Origin of the sequence: Leifsonia stereocauli (genome assembly GCF_038432415.1) — a bacterium.
Taxonomy (GTDB): Bacteria; Actinomycetota; Actinomycetes; order Actinomycetales; family Microbacteriaceae; genus Orlajensenia; species Orlajensenia stereocauli.
In genome coordinates this window covers 512,367-534,050 of sequence record NZ_JBCAUN010000003.1, presented here as the reverse complement: position 1 = coordinate 534,050, position 21,684 = coordinate 512,367, and the positions used below count along the sequence as shown (strand labels likewise).

The following is a 21,684-nucleotide window of genomic DNA, read 5'->3' as shown; positions in this document are numbered from 1 at the left end:
GCGGGGCCGCCCTCGGGCGAGGAGGACGACGAGTTCCGTCAGTGGAAGAAGTGCCGCTCTCCGGTGAAGTACATGGTCACGCCGGCAGCCGTTGCCGCGGCGATGACCTCCTCGTCGCGGATGCTGCCACCGGGCTGCACGATGGCCGCCACTCCGGCGTCGATGAGGATCTGGGCGCCGTCGGCGAACGGGAAGAAGGCGTCGGATGCCGCCACGGACCCGGCTGCGCGGTCGCCGGCTCGGGTCACCGCGAGCTGGCAGGAGTCGACGCGGTTGACCTGACCCATGCCGACGCCGACGGATGCCCCTCCCGCCGCGAGCAGGATGGCGTTCGACTTGACGGCGCGGCAGGCCCGCCAGGCGAACTCGAGGTCGGCGCGGGTGGCGTCGTCTACGGACTCACCGGCAGCGAGGGTCCACTCCTCGAACGGGGCGAAATGCGTGTCGGCCTGCTGCAGCAGCAGTCCTCCCGAGATCTGTCGCAGCTCGATCCCGCTGCGCGAGTAGTCGGCGGGGAGTTCGAGCAGCCGGATGTTCTTCTTCGCCGTGAGCAGTTCGAGCGCCTCGGGCTCGAAGCCCGGCGCGATGAGCACCTCGGTGAAGATGCCGGCGACGGTCTCCGCCATGGCGCGGGTCACGACGCGGTTCGCGGCGATCACGCCGCCGAAGGCCGACACGGGGTCGCAGGCGTGGGCACGCGCGTGGGCCGAGGCGATGGCGTCAGCGGCATCCGGATCGGCCACCGCGATGCCGCAGGGGTTCGCGTGCTTGATGATGGCGACGGCAGGCTCGGAGAAGTCGAAGGCCGCTCGCAGTGCTGCGTCGGCATCGACGTAGTTGTTGTACGACATCTCCTTGCCGTGCAGCTGGCGCGACTGGGCGATGCCGCCACCCTCGCGGTTGGCGTACAACGCCGCCGACTGGTGCGAGTTCTCGCCGTAGCGCAGCGACTGTTGACGCGTCCAGGTGCCGCCGAGCCAGCCCGGGAAGCCGGTGCCGTCGTCGTCGGGGGCGACGACGTTCCCGATCCACGAGGCGACGTTGACGTCGTAGCTCGCCGTGTGGCGGAAGGCCTCTGCTCCGAGGGCCTGGCGCTGTGCCAGGGTCGTTCCGCCGGCCTCGAGGGCGGCGACGACCTGCGGGTAGCGCGCGGGGTCGACGACGATCGCGACGTTCGCGTGGTTCTTCGCCGAGGCGCGCACCATCGCGGGCCCGCCGATGTCGATCTGCTCGACGATGTCGGACGCCGGGGCACCCGACGCGACGGTCTGCACGAACGGATACAGGTTCACCACGACCAACTCGAACGGCGCGATGCCGAGCTCGAGCAGCTGCGCCTCGTGCGACTCCAGCCGCAGGTCGGCGAGAAGACCGGCGTGCACGGCGGGGTGCAGCGTCTTGACGCGGCCGTCGAGGGCCTCGGCGAAGCCCGTCACGCTGGCGACATCCGTCACCGCGAAGCCGGCATCGCGGATGGTCGACGCCGTCGATCCTGTGGAGACGATCTCGACCCCGGAGGCCGAGAGGGCGCCCGCGAGCTCGAGGAGCCCGGTCTTGTCGCTCACGGAGATGAGGGCTCGACGGATGGGAACGACATCGCGGTCGCGGTAGAGGCTGGGGTCGTGGCTGGGGCCGCTCATGATCGGGAGAGTTCCTTCAAATCGACGTGTCCGTTGGCGATGTCGAGTACGGCCTCGATGAGGAGGCGGCGCTCGACGGGCTTGATGCGATCGTGCAGCGACGACTCGGTGTCGCCGACGTGGATCGGCACGCGCTCCTGCGCGATGATCGGTCCGCCGTCGACGCTGTTGTCGACGACGATGAGGCTGGCGCCGGTCTCGGGGGCTCCCGCGGCGAGCGCGTCGCGCACTCCATGGGCTCCGGGGAACTCGGGCAGGTACGCGGGGTGGGTGTTGATAAGGTTCGGCGAGAGCGCAGCGACGACGCGCGGCGGCAGCAGCCGCATCATCCCGCTCAGGACGACGAGGTCCGGGCCCCAGGCACGGATCTGCTCCAGCAGGGCATCACCCCAGGTCTCGCGATCGGGATACCCGGGGTAGGCGACCGTGAAGGTCGGGATGCCGTACTCCTCGCCCAGCGAGAGCCCGACGGCATCGCGGTCGGCGCCGATCGCCACCACCCGGGCGGGGAACTCCGCATCCTGCGATGCCTCGAGCAGGGCGCGGAGGTTCGACCCCCCTCCGGAGATCAGGACCACGAGCGAAAGCACGTCCACGAGCCTACCGGAGCAGCGGATGCGCCCCTGACGCGGGCGGCCATGCTCACGTGCGCACCGCGCACCGCACACCGCACACCGCGCGCCGCGCGCCGCGCGCCGCTCGGGACTCCTCAGTCGCGCGCTGGCTCGTCCGAACGCAGCTCGGCGCCGGCCCGCTCGTCGGCGGAGCCCCGCCAGCCTGCAGCGAGCAGGGCGAGCACGGCGGGAACTGCGATCTCGACTGCGGCGAGGATGCCGACCAGCCACGGATCAGGGCCGACGCTGGCGAGCCGACCGGGGCCGATCGCTCCACCCGACCACCAGGCGAGCAGCCCGAGGGCGAGGCCGGCCAGAGCGCCGATGCCCGCTCCGATGCCGGCCAGGTGGAGTCTCGTCGCCGTCGGCGGCAGTCGCCGATGGGCGAGCCACCCGGCCAGCGCTCCGAAGGCGATCGGCACGAGCACACCGAGGACGCCGATCGCGGGCTCGCCCTGCGGGAGCGCGCCGAGCACCGGGAGCCCGGGCACGGCACCGAGCACGGTCCCGCCCGGTGCGACGCTCGTGCCGGTGCCGATCAGGAAGCCGGGACCGACAAGCCACGCGGCGGCCCAGATCACCAGGTTGGGAAGCAGTGCCAGCTGCAGCAGTGTGATGGCGATTCCGCCCAGGATGCCGGCCTGCAGGCTCTCGTAGAGCGCCGTGACGGTGGCGTAGTGGGTCACGAGCATGATGGCGACGACAACAGCGGCCACACCGATGATCCCGGCGACGGCGACGGTCGCTCCACGGACCGCTGCGTCGATGCCGGCGCGGACCATCGCCGGCCACTGCATGACCGTCGCTCGCACTCGGACCGCCGTGGCGTCGCGCCGCCCGACGGGCCCGCGCTGGGACTCCCACTCGGACGCCGCGAGCATCGCGGTCACGTAGATCAGGGTCGGCAGCACGAAGGCCTGCACTGGCGCTGGCCTGGCGACGGTTGCGGTGGCGCTGAGCGCGACGAGGGCCGTGAGCACGGCGAAGGTGAGGGCGGCGACGACGACCCCGAGCATCCGGTCACCGCTGATCACAGCGCGCCGACCGACCCTCAGCCCGCTCAGCACCGTGATGACGGCGAATCCGAGCAGTGCGATCGAGATCGTGAAGGGCTGGGCGGCATCCGGCAGCCCTGTGGTCGCGGCCACGGCCTCGGGAAGACGGACTGTGAGGTCCACCCCGTGCCCGACGAGCCAGAGATCGACGGAGCCACGCCAGAACGGCAGCCAGTCCGACGCCATGCGGAGGGTCGTCGCCCACAGGATCGTGAGCGGGACGAGCGGAATGCCGATCCCGACGGCGACGACGACGAGCGCCTCGAGAGCGGCGATCAGAGCAGTCGTTGTGCGGTTCATCCGTCAGGGACTCTACCTGCCGGATGCCCGCCCTCAGGCGACGACGATCGGGGTGTCTTCGTCCGCCTCATCGGGCACCGTCACCACAGGGCGCTGGAGGAGCTCGCTGATGCCGAGCAGCACGATGGCGATCACGGCCGTCCAGATGATCAACGCCGGCGAGAGCGGCCGCACGAACAGCACGACTGCAGCCGCGATCACGGCGATCGCCACCCGGACCACGACGCGCTGGCGGTAGAGCCACTCGCCGAAGCGACCGGTGGTCACTCCGCGCTTCGCGCCTGCGGCCCGCACCCAGGCGACCCAGCCCAGGAAGAGCAGACGCAGCTTCACCGCAGGGCGGTAGGAGGACGCCAGCCAGCCGACGACGGCCACAGTCACCGCGAGGACGGTCACGGCCGTGATCGTCGCCGAGATGAACGTCAGCACCTGGTCGTAGATGACCCCGGCAGCGGACGCGGACATGATCGCAGGAGCGAGGTTCGCGACGGTCACGATGCGACCGACTCCGAGGCCGGCGGCCAGCAGGATCATGACCAGGGCGAGTCCGATGCTCGCACCGAGCAGGGCGACGATGCGCCGCCGCGCGACGAGGACGCCGGCGATGAGGAAGGCGATCGCGACCCAGGGCAGCCAGGTCCCGACACCCACGGCCACGCCGTACAGCGACTGGGCGAGTACGGCCTGGTCGGACTGCGCGATCACGATGGTCTTGTCGATGGTGGGGATCTGGGCGGCGAAGCCGATGCCCTGGTTCACCAGCACCCGCTTGACCTCCTCGATGATCGGCGCCAGTTGTACGCCGATCTGGCCTTGGGCGTCGATGCCGATGGCCGCGTTCTCGTCGCCGTTCAGGGTGGCGAGCACCTGGTTGTGCGTGACGGTCAGGGCCTGCGTCCAGATGGCGGAGAAGGCGTCGGATTCGACGAACCTCGTCACCGAGGTCTGGATGAGCGACTGGATGCCGGCAGCGGCCGGAGCGCGCAGCAGGTCGAGCGCGGCCGAGGCCTTCGGGGCGAGGCCGAGCTCCTCGACGCCGTCGAAGAGCGAATCGGTGAGTCCTTGGACGTCGATCTGCTCGTTGATCGCGAGAACGACCTGATCCGTGACCAGTGCTTGGACCGCCGGGTCGTCTGCGAGCGGGGCGAAGGTGGCGACGAAGGTCTCCGTGCTCGAGAGCTGGTTCTTCGCCCAGCTCGCGATGACGGCGGTCGGCGCGAGGATCAGCCCGATCACGATGAGGAATGCCGACAGCACCGCCCACCAGCGGCTCGTGTGCGGGCGCCGCTTGCCTGCCGGCGGCACGATGACATCATCGAGCGGGGTGATCGGCACTGTCTCGGCTGCGCTTCGGGCGGCCTCGAGTTCGGCGCGCAGCGCCGCGTTCTCGGCGGCGAGTGCAGCCGCAGCCGCGGCCTGCTCGCGTCGCTGCTCCTCGGCCTCCAGGGCGATGGCCGATGCGGTCTCCTCCTGCTGCCGTCGAAGCTCCTCGGACTCGACGTTCAGTGCACCACCGGCTTCGCCCTGCTTCAACCGCAGCTCAGCGTTCTCCGCTGCGAGCAGTTCGAGCTGCCGCTGGAGTTCTGCATTCGACAACCGCGCCATGAGCCCAACCTCTCGTCACATCTGGGCCCACAGTATCGCCATGGAACGCTGCGGCACAGGGTTGGCGTGCAAACGGCTCCGAATGACGCGGCTGCAACGAGGAGCGGGGCCCACCGTCCCGGTGAGCCCCGCTTTTCGTGCTGGTCGTCCTACAGCGCTGCGAGCACCTCGCGCATGAGGCGCGCGGTCTCGCTCGGGGTCTTGCCGACCTTGACGCCGGCGGCCTCGAGGGCCTCCTGCTTCGCCTGCGCAGTTCCGGCCGAGCCCGACACGATGGCGCCTGCGTGGCCCATGGTCTTGCCCTCCGGAGCCGTGAAGCCCGCGACATAGCCCACGACGGGCTTCGTGACGTTGGCCTTGATGAAGTCGGCAGCGCGCTCCTCGGCGTCGCCGCCGATCTCGCCGATCATGACGATGGCCTTGGTCTCGGGGTCGGCCTCGAAGGCAGCGAGAGCATCGATGTGCGTCGTTCCGATGATCGGGTCGCCGCCGATGCCGATGGCGGTCGAGAAGCCGAGGTCGCGCAGCTCGTACATCATCTGGTAGGTCAGGGTGCCCGACTTCGACACGAGGCCGATGGGTCCCTTGCCGGTGATCGTCGCGGGCGTGATGCCGACGAGCGACTCGCCCGGCGTGATAATGCCGGGGCAGTTCGGGCCGATGATGCGGGTCTTGTTGCCCTTGGCCTGGGCGTAGGCCCAGAACTCCGCCGAGTCCTGCACGGGAACGCCCTCGGTGATGATGACCAGCAGGGGGATCTCGGCGTCGATGGCCTCGATCACGGCGTCCTTGGTGAAGGCCGGAGGAACGAAGGCGATCGAGACGTCGGCACCTGTGGTGGCTACGGCCTCTGCGACCGTGCCGAACACGGGCAGCTCGACGTCGCCGTGCGTGACGGTGGTTCCGGCCTTGCGGGCGTTCACGCCGCCGACGACCTGGGTACCGGCCTTCAGCATGAGAGCGGTGTGCTTGGTGCCCTCACCGCCGGTGATGCCCTGGACGATGACCTTGGAGTCCTTGTTGAGGAAGATCGACATGTCTTTGAATCCTGTCCTTGTCCGTGGCCTACGCGGCGGCGTTCGCGAGCTCGGCGGCCTTGTCGGCGCCCTCGTCCATGGTGGCGGCGAGGGTGACGAGCGGGTGGTTGTAGTCGGTGAGGATGCGGCGACCCTCCTCGACGTTGTTGCCGTCGAGGCGCACGACGAGCGGCTTGTTGGCGTGCTCGCCGAGGGTCTCGAGGGCTCCGACGATGCCGTTGGCCACCGCGTCGCAGGCTGTGATGCCGCCGAAGACGTTCACGAAGACGCTCTTGACCTGCTCGTCGCCGAGGATGACGTCGAGACCGGCTGCCATGACGGCGGCGGATGCTCCACCACCGATGTCGAGGAAGTTGGCGGGCTTCACCCCGCCGTGGTTCTCACCGGCGTAGGCGACGACGTCGAGGGTCGACATGACGAGTCCGGCACCGTTTCCGATGACTCCGACCTGGCCATCGAGCTTGACGTAGTTGAGGTCGGACTCCTTGGCCTTCGCCTCGAGCGGGTCCGCGGCAGCGGCATCCTCGAGCTCGGCGTGGTTCGGGTGGCGGAAGTCGGCGTTCTCGTCGAGCGTGACCTTGCCGTCGAGGGCGATGATGTCGCCGTCCTCGGTGAGCACGAGCGGGTTCACCTCGACGAGGGTGGCGTCCTCGCCGGTGTACACCTCGTAGAGCTTGACGAAGACAGGCGCGACCTTGTCGACCAGCTCGGCCGGGAACTTCGCGGCGACGGCGATCTCCTTGGCGGTCTCGAGGTCGAGACCCGTTCCGGGGTTCACCTCGATGCGTGCGAGCGCCTCGGGCTTCTCGACGGCGAGGATCTCGATCTCCATGCCGCCTTCGAAGCTCGTGAGCGAGAGGTAGGAGCGGTTGGCCCGGTCCAGCAGCACGGAGAAGTAGTACTCCTGCGCGATGCGCGCACCGCCGGCGACCATGACGCGATTGACGACGTGGCCCTTGATGTCGAGGCCGAGGATGGCCTGTGCCGCCTCGTAAGCCTCGTCGGGGTTCTTGGCGACCTTGACGCCGCCGGCCTTGCCGCGGCCTCCGACCTTGACCTGCGCCTTGACGACGACGACGCCGCCCAGCTTCTCGGCCGCGGCCCGCACCTCGTCGGCGGTGTCCGCGACGATGCCCGGAAGAACCGGGACACCGTACTGTTCGAACAGGTCTCTGGCCTGGTACTCGTAAAGATCCACGTGCGTGACTTCCAATCCGCATTGAGCGCGCGGCGCTGGCTTTTCAGGGGATGTGTTCCGTGACCCGAGTCCGCGCGATTACCTCGACGTCAAGACAGTTTCGGGCCATCTGAAAGCCTACCCCTCCTGATCGGGTGGCCAGAACGCTCCGCGGCGGCAGAACCCGGCCGCGGCGGCGTCGGGGCAGGCCCTGTGTCGCGGACGCCGACAGCAGCAGTACGGTCGCGAGCATCCACGTGCGAAAGGCGGCTCATCATGGCGACGAACGCGAGCGGCGGCGAACCTGTCCTCGAACTGCGCATCCACGGGGTGAACAACATGCCGCCTCACGAGCTGCTCGACCTGCCACCCGACGAGGTCGAGTTCGCCATGGGAGACAAGCTCGGCAGCTTCTGGCATCCGACGGCTGAATCACTCGACAAGGGGCGAGCCCAACAGGAGCTCGGCGAGGGCAGCCGAGGGGTCGTCGATGCCGTGGAGTCACCCCGCGGCAGCGTTCCCGAGGGCATCCATCGCGAGGCGTACTCGTGGGGCGGCATGGTACGTACGGTGTCTCCGGAGACCGGCATCGGCGGCGCGATCGTCGCGGCCATCGGCCGTGCCTGCTGGACAGCCGTGCTGCCGTTCAGCATCGCCAACGCCGCGATCTGGAGCTGGAACCTGCCGCGCTCCGGCACTCGCATCCGTTTCCAGTCCGGCCTCATCCGGATGTTCTGCGTCGTGCTCACGACGCTGCTGATCCTCTCCTTCGCGTCGATCGCGCTCGACCTCATCGCCGTGCAGTGCTACGGCGGGCGCCGTCTCACCTGCACGGCACTCCCCGAGCCGTTCGAGGCTTTCGCCCGCTGGTCGACAGGGCGGAGGATCGCATTCTTCTCAATCGTGCCGGTGAGCGTGCTGTTCGCCGTCTTCGCCACCTCGACGCTCGCGCGCCTGCGCTACAACGTGGCAGGACGCATCATCAAGGGCGCACCGGCGACCGAGGAACCGGTGCTACTCGCCCAGCCCCGGTTCTGGCAGTCGCGCACCGAGATCTCCCGCCTCACCTCCATGCACCTCGCGACAGGCATCGCCATGACGGCGCTGCTGTGCGGACTCGCGCTCGTGAGCAGCAGCCGTCCGGGGTGGGGCGTCGGAGTCTGCATCGCCGCGACCGTCGTGATGGTGACGGCCGTGGTGCTCGCCTACCGAACCGACACCATGCCGTTCGAGCGACTCGAGGAGCGCACTCCCCTGCCGACGCTCACCCTCACGGCCGCCTTCCTCGTGCTCGCCGTCGCGACGGGTGCACTGTCGCTGTTCCCCGGCCTCGACATCAACGGCTACGCCATGCGCATAGCCTTCAACTGGGTCCTCGTCTCGACGGTGCTGCTGGCGGTGCTTCTGGTCACGGTCACGCTGTTCTTCCCGGCGCCGGACCGCCGCCACCGGGCCTGGGGCGGGATGGCACCGGCCGTCTTCATGACGATGGGCCTGGTGATCGGTCTCGCCCTCTCCTGCATCGTCAATGTGGTGATGGGCGACTGGCTGAACGGCGACAAGCCGGCCAGCGCCCTCGGCGGTGGACGAAAGCTCGCCACCGCCTATGCCTCCTGCACGGGCACCGGTTGCGTGCGCGGTGATCCGTCTCTCCGTCTCGGCGCTTTCTACCCCTGGTACCTGGGTGTGCTCCTCGCCTTCCTCATCGTGGCCCTGCTCATCGTGGCGATCCAACTCATCCGTCGGCGCGACGTTCTGCCGCGCATCGACGCCTTCTGGGACGAGGCCTCGAAGGAGCCGCCGGTGGCCGATGGCAGCCCGCGGGGCGACCTGCGCGCGCTGCTGGCCGGCGAGGTTCGCCGCAAGCGCGCGTCAGCTGCTCGCTACCACCTCGTCGAGCCCATCCTCGGAGCGCTCTGCCTGGCCGGCATGGCTGCGACCGTCGTCACCGTGATCACGGCGTTCTCCTCACTCGACCAGCGCTTCGTCACGCAGCTGCTGGCGCCGGAACCCTTCGCGACGGCATCAGTCCTCGCAGCACGATGGATGGACTTCTCGCTCATCGTCTGGGGCGCGATCGGGCTCGCCGTCGTCGGCGGACTCGTCTTCGGCGGCTCGAAGGTGGTGCGCCCGCTCGGGCTCGTCTGGGACCTGGCCTGCTTCCTGCCGCGTGCCGGCCACCCCCTCGGCGCCCCCTGCTACACCGAGCGCGCCGTTCCCGAGGTGGCGCGACGACTCAGCTGGTGGCTCGACCTGCCGCCGGTGAAAGGGCAGGTTCGCACCGCCATCGTGACGGCGCACAGCATGGGCGGCGTGGTGGCCGTCTCCTCGCTGTTCGCGCTCGCGACGCATCCGAAATGGCTCTCCGACTACCAGGGCCGGGTGTCGTTGCTCACCTTCGGCATCCAGCTGAGGCCGTACTTCGGGCGGTTCTGGCCCGAGATCCTGGGGCCCGAGGTCATCGGCGGCGAACCGTGCCGCGCGCCGAAGCTCCGAGCGCGGGACCCATGGGCCGCCGATCAGAAACACGTCATCGCCGAGCAGGAGGCCGCGGCTGCGGCGAACATCTCCGACCGGCCGGCACCAGGAGTGGTTCCAGCCGCAGACTGGATCAGCCTCTGGCGCGCCACGGACTTCCTCGGCTTCCCGTCCTGGTCGACCACCCCGAACGACCGGGACGTGTACGCAGAGGAGGTCGACGCCAGCGGCTACGTCGGCGCAGTCGACGCGCACAGCTGGTATCCACGCACGCCGTCCTATCGCCGAGCGCTCGGCCAGCTCGCCGGCCTGCCCGAGCGGCAGCCGGGGCGTCCGTAGTGCACCGCGAGAACAGGCCCGAAGGTCGACAACAGGCCCGAGGACCTGCAGCCGCGCCAAGCCTCCGATCCGGCCTTGTTCTCGGTGATCGGATGAGTCCGAGCGCTGCGCTCAGGCCATCCGGCCGAGGGCTATCGCCGCGTAGAGGAGGGCTGCGACCGTCTCGCCGTCGGTAATCTCGCCATCGGCGACCATCCGGATGACGTCGCCCCACGGAACTGCCCTGACCTGCGAGATGCCCTCCTCGGCCTGATGGCCTGTGGCCTCCGCCGCGACGCTGAGGCCCGTCGCCAGGTAGACGGCCTCCGGCGCACGGCAGATGCCGTTGAGGGCGTTCATCGTTCCGATCCGCTGCCAGACGGCCGCGACGTGGCCAGTCTCCTCGAGCAGTTCGCGCTGTGCCGCGAGCAGGGCGTCTTCCCCGTCGGTGCCCCCGGCTGGCACCTCGATCGTCGTGCCGACGGTGTGCCTGTCGATCGTGACCAGCAGCACCTCGTCGTCATCCGTGAGCGCCACGACGAAGACGGCGGCGTTGCGCACCTCCACGACACCGTAGATGCCGTCTGAACCGTCGGGCCGAGTGACCTGATCCTCCGTCACCCGGATCCATGGGTTCTCGTACACCGTGCTGCGAGTTGCTGTCGGCCAGGTCATCCGTCGATCTTCTCAGTCCCTAGAGCTTCTCGATGGGCGCGATCTTGATCAGCAGCTTCTTCGCTCCTGCGGTGTCGAACTGCACGTGCGCGACGCGCTTGGTGCCCTCGCCGGTCACCTGCGACACCCGGCCCTCGCCGAAGTTGGTGTGACGGATGCGGTCGCCGGCCGCGAGCTCGAGGTCGCCGTTGTCGCGCACCTGCGCGCCGATGGCGTTCGGCCACTCGGTCTTAGGCCGCGGAGCGGGCGGCAACGTCGGGTCGGAGCTGTAGCCGTACTGCCCGGGGCCACGCCCGTCGCGACGGGCGTTGAGCGCCCGCGGCTGGGTTCCACCGCGCGAGTTGGCCATGCCCGGCGACTGGCGCCAGTCGATGAGGTCGGCCGGGATCTCCTGCAGGTAGCGACTCGGCATGGCCACGGAGGTGTCGCCGAACTGCGAGCGCGTCATCGCGAGCGAGAGGTAGAGGCGCTGGCGTGCACGGGTGATGCCGACGTAGAACAGCCGGCGCTCCTCGGCCGGGCCGCCCGGCTCGTTGGCGCTCATCTTGTGCGGCAGCAGGTCCTCCTCGATGCCGGTGAGGAAGACCGCGTCGTACTCGAGGCCCTTCGCCGTGTGCAGCGTCATGAGCGAGACGGTTCCCGACGAGTCATCCAGGTCGTCGGCTGCGGCGACCAGCGACACCTGCGTCAGGAAATCGACCAGGCCTGAGCCGGGGTTCTCCTTCTCGAAGTCCTTGGTCTGGGCGACGAGTTCCTCGACGTTCTCGGCGCGGGTCTCGTCCTGCGGGTCTCGGCTCCGACGCAGGGCCTCGAGCAGCCCGCTCTCCGTCATGAGGAAAGTGAGCACCTCCGATACCTTGGCTGCGCCGACGCCGCCTCGGGCATCGGGCTCGGCATTCGGATCGTCGCTCGGAGTCGGGGCGGCGTCGTCGGCCTGCACCGGCACGAGCATGGCTGCGGCCTGATCGAGAACCGCCGCGAGCTGCAGGATGGCGTTGGTGACCTTGGGGCCGAGTCCCAGCGACCCGGCCTCGCGCATCGCGGCGCGGAAGCTCAGCCCGTTGGTCTCGGCGAACTGGGCGAGCTGCGTCTCGGTCGCAGGGCCGATGCCGCGCTTCGGCGTGTTCAGGATGCGGCGGATGGCGAGCTCGTCGAGCGGATTGGCGACGGCGATGAGGTAGGCCATCGCGTCCTTGATCTCGGCGCGCTCGTAGAACTTGGTGCCGCCGACCACCCGGTACGGCAGAGCCGAGCGCACGAAGATCTCCTCCAGTGCACGGGTCTGGGCGTTGGTGCGGTAGAACACCGCGATGTCGCGGTAGGCCATGCCCTTGCGATGCAGCGCCTCGATCTCATCGGCGACGAACTGCGCCTCGTCGTGGCCCGAGTAGCCGGTGTAGCCGGTGATCTTGTCGCCGTCGCCCACGGTCGTGAACAGGTTCTTGGCCTTGCGATCGAAGTTGTTCGAGATGACGGAGTTCGCCGCGCTCAGGATGTTCTGGGTCGACCTGTAGTTCTGTTCGAGCAGAACCACTCGGGCGCCCGGGAAGTCGCGCTCGAACTCGGTGATGTTGCGGATGTCGGCGCCGCGGAACGCGTAGATCGACTGGTCGGAGTCGCCGACGACGGTGAGCGATGCGCCGGGGATGATGCCGGTCTCGTCCTCGAGTCCGCGCACCAGGACGCCCTTGTTCTCCATCTCGACGACGAGCTCGCGCGAGACCGGCCGGGTGAGCTCGCGGATGAGCGAGTACTGCGCGTGGTTGGTGTCCTGGTACTCATCGACCAGGATGTGGCGGAACCGCCGGCGGTAGAGCGCAGCTGTCTCGGGGAAGGCGCGGAACAGGTAGACGGTCTCGCCGATGAGGTCGTCGAAGTCGAGGGCGCCGGCCGAGCGCAGCGTGCGGGTGTACTGCCGGAAGATCTCCAGGAACACGGCCTGCTTGGGGTCGCTCATGTTCGCGCTGCGGGCGTAGGCGTCGACATCCGTCAGCTCGTTCTTGAGCTTCGAGATCTGCGCCCCGGCGTTGCCGGGGGTGAAGCCGAGGGTGTCGGCGTCCAGCGCCTTGATGATGCGCTTCAGCACGGTGCGACTGTCGGCCGAGTCGTAGATGGTGAAGGTCGACGTGAGGCCGGCCTTCTCGGACTCTCGGCGGAGGATGCGCACGCAGGCGGAGTGGAAGGTGGAGATCCACATGCCCTCGGATGCCTGGCCGAGGAGCGCCGACACGCGCTCGCGCATCTCGGCGGCGGCCTTGTTGGTGAAGGTGATGGCGAGGATCTGGCTGGGCCAGGCCTCGCGCGTCTCGATCAGGCCCGCGATGCGGTGGGTGAGCACTCGGGTCTTGCCGGAGCCGGCGCCGGCGACGATGAGCAGTGCCGGACCGCGGTACTCGACGGCTTCGCGCTGCGGAGGGTTGAGTCCGTCGGTGAGCCGACTCGACGGCCCCGCGTGGCCAGCACCGCGGTTGGAGCCCCCGCCGGAGCCGCCCGGCGCGTCGTGGACGATGATCGGGGTGGGCGCGTCGGGTTCGAAGAGAGTGCTCATGGCTGCGTCAATTGTAGGCGCGGCCGCCGACAAGGCGCCCTCCCCTTCCCGTTCGCAGAGGCCCGGACGGAGTCCGCGGCCGAAGCGCGAACCCCTCAGCGCGCGAACCGCTCCCGTGCCTCGACCCCGAGATCCGGGTGGTCGACGAAGATCCCGTCGACGCCGGTGTCGAGAACCAGGGCGAACTCCCCGAGCCAGTCGCCGTGGGTGGCCTTGCCGTGCCCGCTCTGGAACGCTGTCGAGAGGAAGCGGTTCTCGGGGCGGAGCGTCCAGGTGAACACGGACAGCCCGTGGTCGTGGGCCGCATCGACGAGCGCACGCCCGCCGAGCGCGCCCCGATCCGTCGCGGTCTTCTCACCCACCAGCACTGTCTTGTCGACGCTGATCCCGTCGACACGTCCCTCCAGCTCGCGCAGGCCGGTCTCGGTCATGAAGTCGGCGTAGCCGGGTGCGTCGGCACCGGCGCCGAGGTACAGGTCGTACGGGACTCCGGCCTTCTCCATTAGGTAGATCCGGGGCGCGGTGATCCCGCGGAGCGCCAGCTCCTCGAGCACGGTGATCTCGAAGGCCTCGACGGTGAGCCGCTCGTCGTCCGTCGCCCAGTCGGCCGCGGCGAGCTCCCCTGCGAACAACTCGTCGAGCGGCAGGCCGATGCCTGCGAAGTAGCTGGCGTGCTTGATCTCCGCCACCATGCCGAGCACGCGGCCGTCTGCGGCATCCGTCTCCTCGATCAGCCTGAAGAGGTCGGCGAGACGCAGCAGCGGGAGGCGGTCGTCGAAGCTGGCGTTGGCCGGGCGCACCTTCGGGATGCGCTCGCGGGCGCGCAGGGTGGCCAGTTCCAGCCAGGTGAAGTCCTCGGTGAACCAGCCCGTGAGCTTCTTCCCGTCGATCTCCTTGGTGGTGCGTCTGGCGTGGAACTCCGGGTGCGCCGCGACGTCGGTCGTTCCCGAGATCTCGTTCTCGTGACGGAGCACCAGCACGCCGTCGCGAGTCGCGACGATGTCGGGCTCGACGGCGTCGGCTCCCAGGGCGAAGGCCAGCTGGTAGGCCGATGCCGTGTGCTCGGGGCGGTAGCCGCTGGCCCCGCGATGGCCGATGACGAGCGGATGCGGACGGTCGGTCATGTCATCAGGCTAACGAGGGTGGAGCCCGCGTCTGCTGCCTCAGTTCCGCTCCGGGCGGATTCCCATGAAATCCGCGCATCTTCCCGGTAGATTTGACGAGAAGCGACATCACCGGTCGCCCTACTTCCCCCGCCTCGAGCGAAGGACCACCATGGCCAATCCCGCATTCAGTCGCAACGCCGCGTTCAGCGAGAAGGGCGGTGTCGCCGTCGCCACTCCCACCGCCGAAGAGCTGGCGGCACATTACAACCAGCCATCGGCCAACGCCGTCGAGACAGACCGCATGACCGTCGAGGACACGATCGTCAAGTCCGTCGTGAGCTTCGTCATCCTGCTCGCCGGCGCTGCCATCGGCTGGATGACCTACCCCACCATCCCGTGGCTCTGGGGCGTCGCCGCCCTCGTCGGCTTCGTGCTCGCCCTGGTCAACATCTTCAAGCGCGAGCCCTCCGCTCCGCTCATCCTCGCCTACGCTGCCGCGCAGGGCGTCTTCATCGGCGGCTTCTCGCTGCTCTTCGAGACCATCTACCCCGGCATCGTCGTGCAGGCCGTCGTCGCCACCCTCGTGGTCGTCGGCGTGACCCTCGCCCTCTTCGCCAGCGGCAAGATCCGGGCGTCGAAGAAGGCCACCAAGGTCTTCCTCATCGCCATGGTCGGCTACCTGGTGTTCTCGCTGGTCAACCTGTTCATCATGATGTTCGGCGGGGCCAACGGAAACCCGTTCGGCCTGCGCGGTGAGGACATCCCGGGAACCAGCATCCCGTGGGGCATCGTCATCGGCATCCTCGTCGTGATCATGGCCGCGTACTCGCTGGTGCTCGACTTCGACGCCATCCAGCAGGGCGTGCGCAACCGCGCACCGCGCAAGTACGGCTGGTCGGGCGCCTTCGGCATCATGGTCACGGTCATCTGGCTGTACACCGAGCTGCTGCGCATGTTCGCGATCGCGCGCAACTAGCTCTCGGATTCGGAAAACAGCTGAACGGGTCGCCCTTCGGGGCGGCCCGTTCTGCGTTCTCCGAGCGCGCTCAGGTGTCGGGGGCGTCGAGTGCCGCGACCTTGCCGAGCAGCACTCCACGTTCCCGCTCGTTGCCCGTCAGCCGGGCGGCCTCGCTGAGCTCGACTCGCGCCTCGTCGAGGCGACCGAGGCGGGCCAGGAGCTCGCCGCGCACGCTCGGCAGCAGGTGGGTTCCCGACAGGGCTCCGGATGCCGCGATCTCGTCGACCAGCCGCAGGCCCGTGGCCGGCCCCGTGGCCATGGCCACCGCGACGGCGCGGTTGAGGTCGACGATCGGCGACGGAGCCAGCCGACCGAGCACCTCGTAGAGCACGACGATGCGGTCCCAGTCGGTCTCGTCGGTCGACGGCGCGACGGAGTGGCACTCGGCGATGGCCGCCTGCAGCGCGTAGGAACCACGACCCCGGCCGGCGGCATCCGCTCGCGCCAGAGCCGTGCGCCCGCGAATGATGTGAGCCCGATCCCAGCGACTGCGGTCCTGGTCGCCCAACAGGATCGGCTCGCCCTCCGCCGTCACGCGCGCTCGGAACCGCGAGGTCTGGAACTCCATGAGCGCGACAAGCCCGTGCACCTCGGGCTCGCGGGGAGCGAGCTCGGCGAGCACGCGACCGAGCCGGAGCGCCTCCCTGCTCAGCTCTGGACGCATCCACTCGCTGCCGCTCGAGGCCGAGTAGCCCTCGTTGAACACCAGGTAGATGACGCCGAGCACCGAGCCGAGGCGCGCGGCGTACTCGTCGCGCGACGGCACCTCGAACGGCACCTTGGCTGCGGCGAGGGTCTTCTTCGCCCGCACTATGCGCTGCTGCACTGTTGCTGTCGGCACGAGGAACGCGCGGGCGATCTCCTCGCTCGAGAGGCCGCCGACCACGCGCAGCGTCAGCGCGACGCGGGCCTCCCGGGCGAGCACCGGGTGGCAGGCGATGAAGACGAGACGCAGCACGTCGTCGTCGATGTCGTCGGGGTCCCAAGGCGCGGCATCCGGATCGATCCGGGATTCCAGGTCGTGGGCGATGGCGCCGTAGCGCTCGTCCAGCCGCTCCCGCCTCCGCCAGCCGTCGATGGCCTTGCGCTTGGCGACGGCAGTCAGCCAGGCGCCGGCGTTGCGGGGCACCCCGTCACGCGGCCACTGCTCGAGCGCGTCGGCCAACGCCTCCTGGGCCAGGTCCTCGGCCAGGGAGAAGTCGCCGGTCACCCGGGTGAGCGTCGCCACGATCCTGGCGGACTCCATCCGCCACACGGCCGCGACGGAGCGACGGATGCCGTCGGCATCCGTCGCCGCCGTCTCAGTCGTCATCACCGCAGTCGTGGCCGGCAGGTGCCGGTTCAGAGCTTGAACGTCGGATCGTTCGCCGCGCGGAACTCGGCCTCGCGCTGGATGAACTCGTTGTCCTGGGGGAAGTCGCTCATCTCGGTGACGCGGCGCACCTCGATGAAGCTGCCGGGGCCGAGAGGGACCTTCTTCGCCCACTCCGCCGCTTCCTCCTTCGAGGAGACCTCGAGGATCCAGAAGCCGTTGAACAGCTCCTTCGTCTCGCCGTAGGGGCCGTCTGTCACGAGCGGGGTCTCCGAGGCGAAGTCGACGACGAAGCCCTCGCTCGCATCGGTGAGGCCCTCGCCCGCCAGCAGCACGCCGGCCTTGATGAGCTCCTCGTTGTACCGGCCCATCGCGGCGATGACCTCCTCGAACGGCATCTCCTTGTATGCGGCGTATGCCTCATCGGTGCCCCGCATGATCAGCATGTACTTCATGGTGTTCCTCCTTGGTTGTCGAGGCCCGACGGGGGCCTTCACTCAGACGTCGAACGGATGCCGCCCCGATCGACAACGCCGTCAGAAATCCCTCGAATCAATATCCCAGCGATGCGAGCGAGGTGCGCAGGGCGTCTCCGGATGCCCGCAGGCGCGATTCCTCCTGCGCCGAGAACGGAGTCTCGCGGATGGGCCGCACGCCCGAGGCACTGACGATGCTCGGCACCGACAGGGCGATCCCGTCGATGCCGTGGTAATCGCTCAACACAGTGCTCACGGGCATGACGGCGTGCTCGTCCTGCAGCAGCGCCTCGACGATGCGGGCGCCTGAGAGTCCGATGGCGTAGTTCGTGGCACCCTTGCCGCGGATCACCGCGTACGCGGCGTCGCGCACCTCGGCGGCGATGTCGTCGAGCTCGTCGGCGGCGAACACCGAGCCGCCACCCCAGTCGAGCAGCGGCACTGTTCCGATGGAGGCGTTCGACCACAGCGGGAACTCCGTGTCGCCGTGTTCGCCCACGATGTAGGCGTGCACGCTCGAGGTCGCGACGCCCGCTCGCCGGGCGAGCAGCACCCTGAGCCGCGAGGTGTCGAGCACAGTGCCCGAGGAGAACACGCGATGCGATGGCAGTCCGCTGATCTTCTGCGCCACGACGGTGAGCACGTCGCAGGGATTGGTGACGAGCACGTAGGTGGCATCGGGTGCCTGCTCGAGCAGCGACGGCAGCAGCTTCTCCAGGATGCGCACGTTCGTGCCGGCGAGGTCGAGCCGCGACTGGCCGGGCTCCTGCTTGGCCCCTGCGGTGATGACGATGACGTTCGAGCCCTCGATCACCCCGACGTCGGCGCCGCCGGTGATGGTGCTCGAGCCTGTGAACTGGGTGCCGTGTGCGAGGTCGAGCACCTCGGCCTCGGCCTTGGCCGCGTTGATGTCGTACAGCGCCACGTGCCGAGCCGACCCGCGGATGAGTGCCGCGTAGGCGAGGCTCGCCCCGACGCTTCCAGCGCCGACGACGGTCAGTTTCGAGTTCTCGATCTCAGCCATGTCACCATCCTCCCGTGCGCACGGCGACGCCCGCCAGCCCGCGCCGATGACGGTCGCGTGTACGAGTCAGCGGAGTTCACCGCCGAAACAGGCCGATTCACCCGCATCAGTCGCCCGATTGCACCCGAACTCCGCTGACTCGCACACCGGGTGGTCTCGATACGCGTCCACGCTGCGCTCGGTCGCGACTCGACCAGCCGGTAGCCAGCGTCGGCCCCAGCCGCACTCGAGCGGGCGCCAGCCGACCCCTCCCCCACGCCGGAGCTGTCGCGGCTGAGGTGGGCGCCCCACAGCCTTCGCGGTCGGAGGTCTCGCGGGGTGCGAGTTTTGACGTGAAAAGGCACCCGGCGTTCTTCCGGGTGCCTTTTCACGTCAATGTCTGAGCTGAGGAGTGAGACCACCGACCGCGAAGGCGGCCCGAGGAGCGAGATATCGCCCCACGAAAGCGCCCAGCGCTACATCACTCCCACTCGATCGTCCCCGGCGGCTTCGACGTGACGTCGAGAACCACTCGGTTCACGTCGGCCACCTCGTTGGTGATCCGGTTCGAGATGCGCGCCAGCACGTCGTACGGCAGGCGCGTCCAGTCGGCCGTCATCGCGTCCTCGGAGGACACCGGACGCAGCACGATCGGGTGTCCGTAGGTGCGGCCGTCGCCCTGCACGCCCACCGAGCGCACGTCGGCCAGCAGCACGACCGGGCACTGCCAGATCTCGCCGTCGAGACCCGCGGCCGAGAGCTCGGCCCGCACGATCGCATCCGCGTGCCGCAGCAGTTCGAGGCGCGCCTCGGTGACCTCGCCGACGATGCGGATGCCGAGGCCGGGGCCGGGGAACGGCTGGCGTCCCACGATCTCCTCGGGCAGTCCCAGCTCGCGGCCGATCGCGCGCACCTCGTCCTTGAACAGGGCGCGCAGCGGCTCGACGAGCTCGAACTGCAGGTCCTCGGGCAGCCCGCCCACGTTGTGGTGGCTCTTGATGTTCGCCGTTCCCGATCCTCCGCCGGACTCCACGACATCCGGGTACAGGGTGCCCTGCACGAGGAAGCGGATGGGCTCGCCGTCGGCGTCGGCCTCGGCGATGAGGTCGCGCTCGGCCTGCTCGAAGGAGCGGATGAACTCGCGGCCGATGATCTTGCGCTTGGTCTCGGGGTCCGAGACGCCGGCGAGGGCGGTGAGGAACTGCTCGCGGGCGTCGATCGTGACCAGGCGGATGCCGGTCGCGGCCACGTAGTCCACCTCGACCTGGCGACGCTCGTCCTGGCGCAGCAGTCCGTGGTCGACGAACACGCAGACCAACTGGTCGCCGACGGCCTCGTGCACGATGGCCGCGGCCACGGCGGAGTCGACGCCGCCGGAGAGCCCGGCGATGACACGGGCAGACCCGACCTGGGCGCGGATCTTCTCGACCTGCTCGGCGATGACGTTGCCGCTGTTCCAGTCGGCGGGAATGCCGGCAGCCTTGTGCAGGAAGTTCACGATGACGTCCTGGCCGTACTGCGAGTGCTTGACCTCGGGGTGCCATTGCACGCCGTAGAAGCGCTTCTCGTCGTTGGCGAACGCCGCGACGGGGGTCGACGCCGTCGACGCGAGGACCTCGAAGCCGTCGGGCGCGATGGCGACGGAGTCGCCGTGGCTCATCCAGACCGTCTGCGCCGTGGGCTGGCCGCCGAGCAGCTGGTTGTCGTCGGTGCGGGCGGTGACGGCGGTGGACCCGTACTCGCGCTGGCCCGTGTGGGCGACCTCGCCGCCGAGCTGGGTCGCCATCACCTGGAAGCCGTAGCAGATGCCCAGGGTCGGAACCCCGAGCTCCAGGATGCCCGTGTCGAGCGCCGGGGCGCCTTCCTCGTAGACCGAGGACGGCCCGCCGGAGAGCACGATGCCGATGGGATTCTTCGCAGCCACTTCGGCTGCGGTGATCGTGTGCGGCACGATCTCGGAGTAGACGGATGCCTCACGGACGCGTCGGGCGATCAGCTGCGCGTACTGCGCACCGAAGTCGACGACGAGGACTGGGCGCTGCGAGGTCTCGCTCACTGGGTGGCCTCCACGGTGGGGGTGGTCTGGGCGACGACGGGCGCGGCTTCGGCTTCCCGGGTCGCGAGGTAGGCCTTCACCTCGCGGGCGATGCGGCCCTCGAGGAAGAACGACAGGAAGGGGATGACACCGCCGAGCGCGATGACGATGAACCTGGCGAACGGCCAGCGCATGAGGCTCCACAGGCGGAAGTCACTGAACAGGTAGACGACGTAGAACCAGCCGTGCACGATCAGGATGCCGGTCGAGAGGTTCACGGCGGTTGTCGTGCCTGCAGGCACGAGGGCGAGGAAGCCGGAGGGCCCGGCGAGCTCGATCTCGAGGCCTCCGAGGTACTTGAGGAGCATCTCGGCGCAGAGGGCGAGCAGGAGGGTTCCGGTGATGACCGAGGCCACCTGGTAGAACTTCACCGCCCCCCGGATGCGCGGAAAATCAGCGGGTTTGGGTGCGAGCGGCATGCTCACCATTCTACGGCGCGCTGGAGGTCGTCTCGGCCGGGGCCTGCGCTGCCGCATCCGCCGCCTCCTCCTGCTCCCGCTCGTACGCGTCGCGCACCAGCCGGTACCAGAGGAAGATGGCGAAGCCGGCGAAGACGACCCACTCCACGGCGTAGAAGACGTTGAGCCAGTTGAGCTCGACGTCCTGCGACGGGGGCGGCGAGTCGATGGGCGTCAGCCCCGTCGGAGGCTCGATCTCGACGATGTAGGCAGCGTAGACGTCGCGGTTGTCGAAGTCAGCCCACAGGTTGATGAGTGCGGCCGTCGACACCGTCGTCATCGAGTGCGGATCGGCGCCGGCGTCCGGAGCCTCGGGCGCCTCGGTCGGCAGGAGTCGACCGATGACGGTCACGGCGTCGGTGCCCTCGCCGGCGAGGCCGGCCGCGACGGCACGGGCGGTCTTCTCGTCGGCGGCCCAGCCGCGGGCGACGGGAAGGCCGGGCTCACCGGCGGCATCTACCGCCAGATGACTCACCACCCAGTAACCCGTGGCCTCGCCGTTCACGCGGTTGCCGATGATCTGCTCGTCGCCGGGAACCCAGCGGCCCGTGACCGAGACCATCTGGCCTGTGGAGGTCTGGCGGATGGGCTTCGAGGGTTCGGCCTTCTCGGCGAGCGGGACGATGGTCTCGGTCGGGTGCGTCTCGACGCGAGATGACTCGACAGCCCGGCTCAGCTGCCACTGGCCGAGCACGGCGAAGCCCGCCGCGATCGCGAGGGCAGCGAGCAGTGCGAGCACCCACCGAGGGCGCACCATCATCCGGAGCAT

At 69.2% G+C, this 21,684-nt stretch carries 17 protein-coding genes; 2 read left to right on the top strand and 15 right to left on the bottom strand.

Features of this window, described 5'->3' with window-relative positions; genetic code table 11:
- Positions 1-38: 38 nt before the first annotated feature.
- From purH to sucC, 6 genes are all read right to left on the bottom strand, one after another.
- Positions 39-1,640: a bifunctional phosphoribosylaminoimidazolecarboxamide formyltransferase/IMP cyclohydrolase gene (purH, locus tag AADV74_RS16625; protein ID WP_342116267.1), complete on the bottom strand. Its 1,602-nt coding sequence runs from the start codon at positions 1,638-1,640 to the stop codon at positions 39-41.
- On the bottom strand, positions 1,637-2,230 hold the full coding sequence (gene purN, locus AADV74_RS16620) for a phosphoribosylglycinamide formyltransferase (protein WP_342116263.1): 594 nt from the start codon (positions 2,228-2,230) through the stop codon (positions 1,637-1,639). Before purN ends, purH begins: the two co-directional genes overlap by 4 nt.
- Positions 2,231-2,349: 119 nt before the next feature.
- Positions 2,350-3,609: a cell division protein PerM gene (locus AADV74_RS16615; RefSeq protein WP_342116261.1), complete on the bottom strand. Its 1,260-nt coding sequence runs from the start codon at positions 3,607-3,609 to the stop codon at positions 2,350-2,352.
- A 33-nt stretch (positions 3,610-3,642) separates the two neighbouring features.
- Entirely contained in the window at positions 3,643-5,214 is a 1,572-nt protein-coding gene (locus AADV74_RS16610) for a hypothetical protein (RefSeq protein ID WP_342116259.1), read from the bottom strand.
- A 149-nt stretch (positions 5,215-5,363) separates the two neighbouring features.
- A complete protein-coding gene (sucD, locus tag AADV74_RS16605) occupies positions 5,364-6,251 on the bottom strand; it encodes a succinate--CoA ligase subunit alpha (RefSeq protein ID WP_055911400.1) in 888 nt (295 codons plus the stop codon).
- A 28-nt stretch (positions 6,252-6,279) separates the two neighbouring features.
- Complete coding sequence (gene sucC, locus AADV74_RS16600; RefSeq protein WP_135118914.1) at positions 6,280-7,449, bottom strand: ADP-forming succinate--CoA ligase subunit beta; 1,170 nt, start codon at positions 7,447-7,449, stop codon at positions 6,280-6,282.
- 255 nt (positions 7,450-7,704) lie between these two features.
- Between sucC and AADV74_RS16595 the strand changes: the two genes are divergently transcribed.
- On the top strand, positions 7,705-10,245 hold the full coding sequence (locus tag AADV74_RS16595) for a hypothetical protein (protein WP_342116254.1): 2,541 nt from the start codon (positions 7,705-7,707) through the stop codon (positions 10,243-10,245).
- A gap of 111 nt (positions 10,246-10,356) precedes the next feature.
- On the opposite strand, the gene AADV74_RS16590 is transcribed toward AADV74_RS16595, so the two are convergent.
- From AADV74_RS16590 to AADV74_RS16580, 3 genes are all read right to left on the bottom strand, one after another.
- Entirely contained in the window at positions 10,357-10,899 is a 543-nt protein-coding gene (locus AADV74_RS16590; protein WP_342116252.1) for an NUDIX domain-containing protein, read from the bottom strand.
- Between the two features lie 19 nt (positions 10,900-10,918).
- The gene (locus AADV74_RS16585) at positions 10,919-13,447 is read right to left on the bottom strand and encodes an ATP-dependent helicase (RefSeq protein ID WP_342116250.1); all 2,529 of its coding nucleotides are present in this window, start codon (positions 13,445-13,447) and stop codon (positions 10,919-10,921) included.
- Between the two features lie 95 nt (positions 13,448-13,542).
- Positions 13,543-14,571: a glycerophosphodiester phosphodiesterase family protein gene (locus AADV74_RS16580; protein ID WP_342116248.1), complete on the bottom strand. Its 1,029-nt coding sequence runs from the start codon at positions 14,569-14,571 to the stop codon at positions 13,543-13,545.
- A 151-nt stretch (positions 14,572-14,722) separates the two neighbouring features.
- Here AADV74_RS16580 and AADV74_RS16575 point away from each other — a divergent pair, with 151 nt between their 5' ends.
- The gene (locus AADV74_RS16575) at positions 14,723-15,529 is read left to right on the top strand and encodes a Bax inhibitor-1/YccA family protein (protein WP_342116246.1); all 807 of its coding nucleotides are present in this window, start codon (positions 14,723-14,725) and stop codon (positions 15,527-15,529) included.
- 70 nt (positions 15,530-15,599) lie between these two features.
- Here AADV74_RS16575 and AADV74_RS16570 read toward each other — a convergent pair whose 3' ends face one another.
- From AADV74_RS16570 to AADV74_RS16545, 6 genes are all read right to left on the bottom strand, one after another.
- The gene (locus AADV74_RS16570) at positions 15,600-16,883 is read right to left on the bottom strand and encodes an RNA polymerase sigma factor (RefSeq protein WP_342116244.1); all 1,284 of its coding nucleotides are present in this window, start codon (positions 16,881-16,883) and stop codon (positions 15,600-15,602) included.
- 29 nt (positions 16,884-16,912) lie between these two features.
- Positions 16,913-17,338, bottom strand: coding sequence for a YciI family protein (locus AADV74_RS16565; RefSeq protein WP_342116243.1), 426 nt, complete (start codon positions 17,336-17,338; stop codon positions 16,913-16,915).
- A gap of 97 nt (positions 17,339-17,435) precedes the next feature.
- Entirely contained in the window at positions 17,436-18,383 is a 948-nt protein-coding gene (locus AADV74_RS16560) for an L-lactate dehydrogenase (RefSeq protein WP_342116241.1), read from the bottom strand.
- Positions 18,384-18,843: 460 nt separating this feature from the next.
- Complete coding sequence (gene guaA / locus AADV74_RS16555) at positions 18,844-20,418, bottom strand: glutamine-hydrolyzing GMP synthase (protein WP_342116239.1); 1,575 nt, start codon at positions 20,416-20,418, stop codon at positions 18,844-18,846.
- Positions 20,415-20,876: a DUF3817 domain-containing protein gene (locus AADV74_RS16550; RefSeq protein ID WP_342116238.1), complete on the bottom strand. Its 462-nt coding sequence runs from the start codon at positions 20,874-20,876 to the stop codon at positions 20,415-20,417. Before AADV74_RS16550 ends, guaA begins: the two co-directional genes overlap by 4 nt.
- Positions 20,877-20,886: 10 nt before the next feature.
- Positions 20,887-21,684 carry an SURF1 family protein gene (locus AADV74_RS16545; protein ID WP_342116236.1) on the bottom strand — a complete coding sequence of 266 codons (798 nt, stop codon included), beginning with the start codon at positions 21,682-21,684 and terminating at the stop codon, positions 20,887-20,889.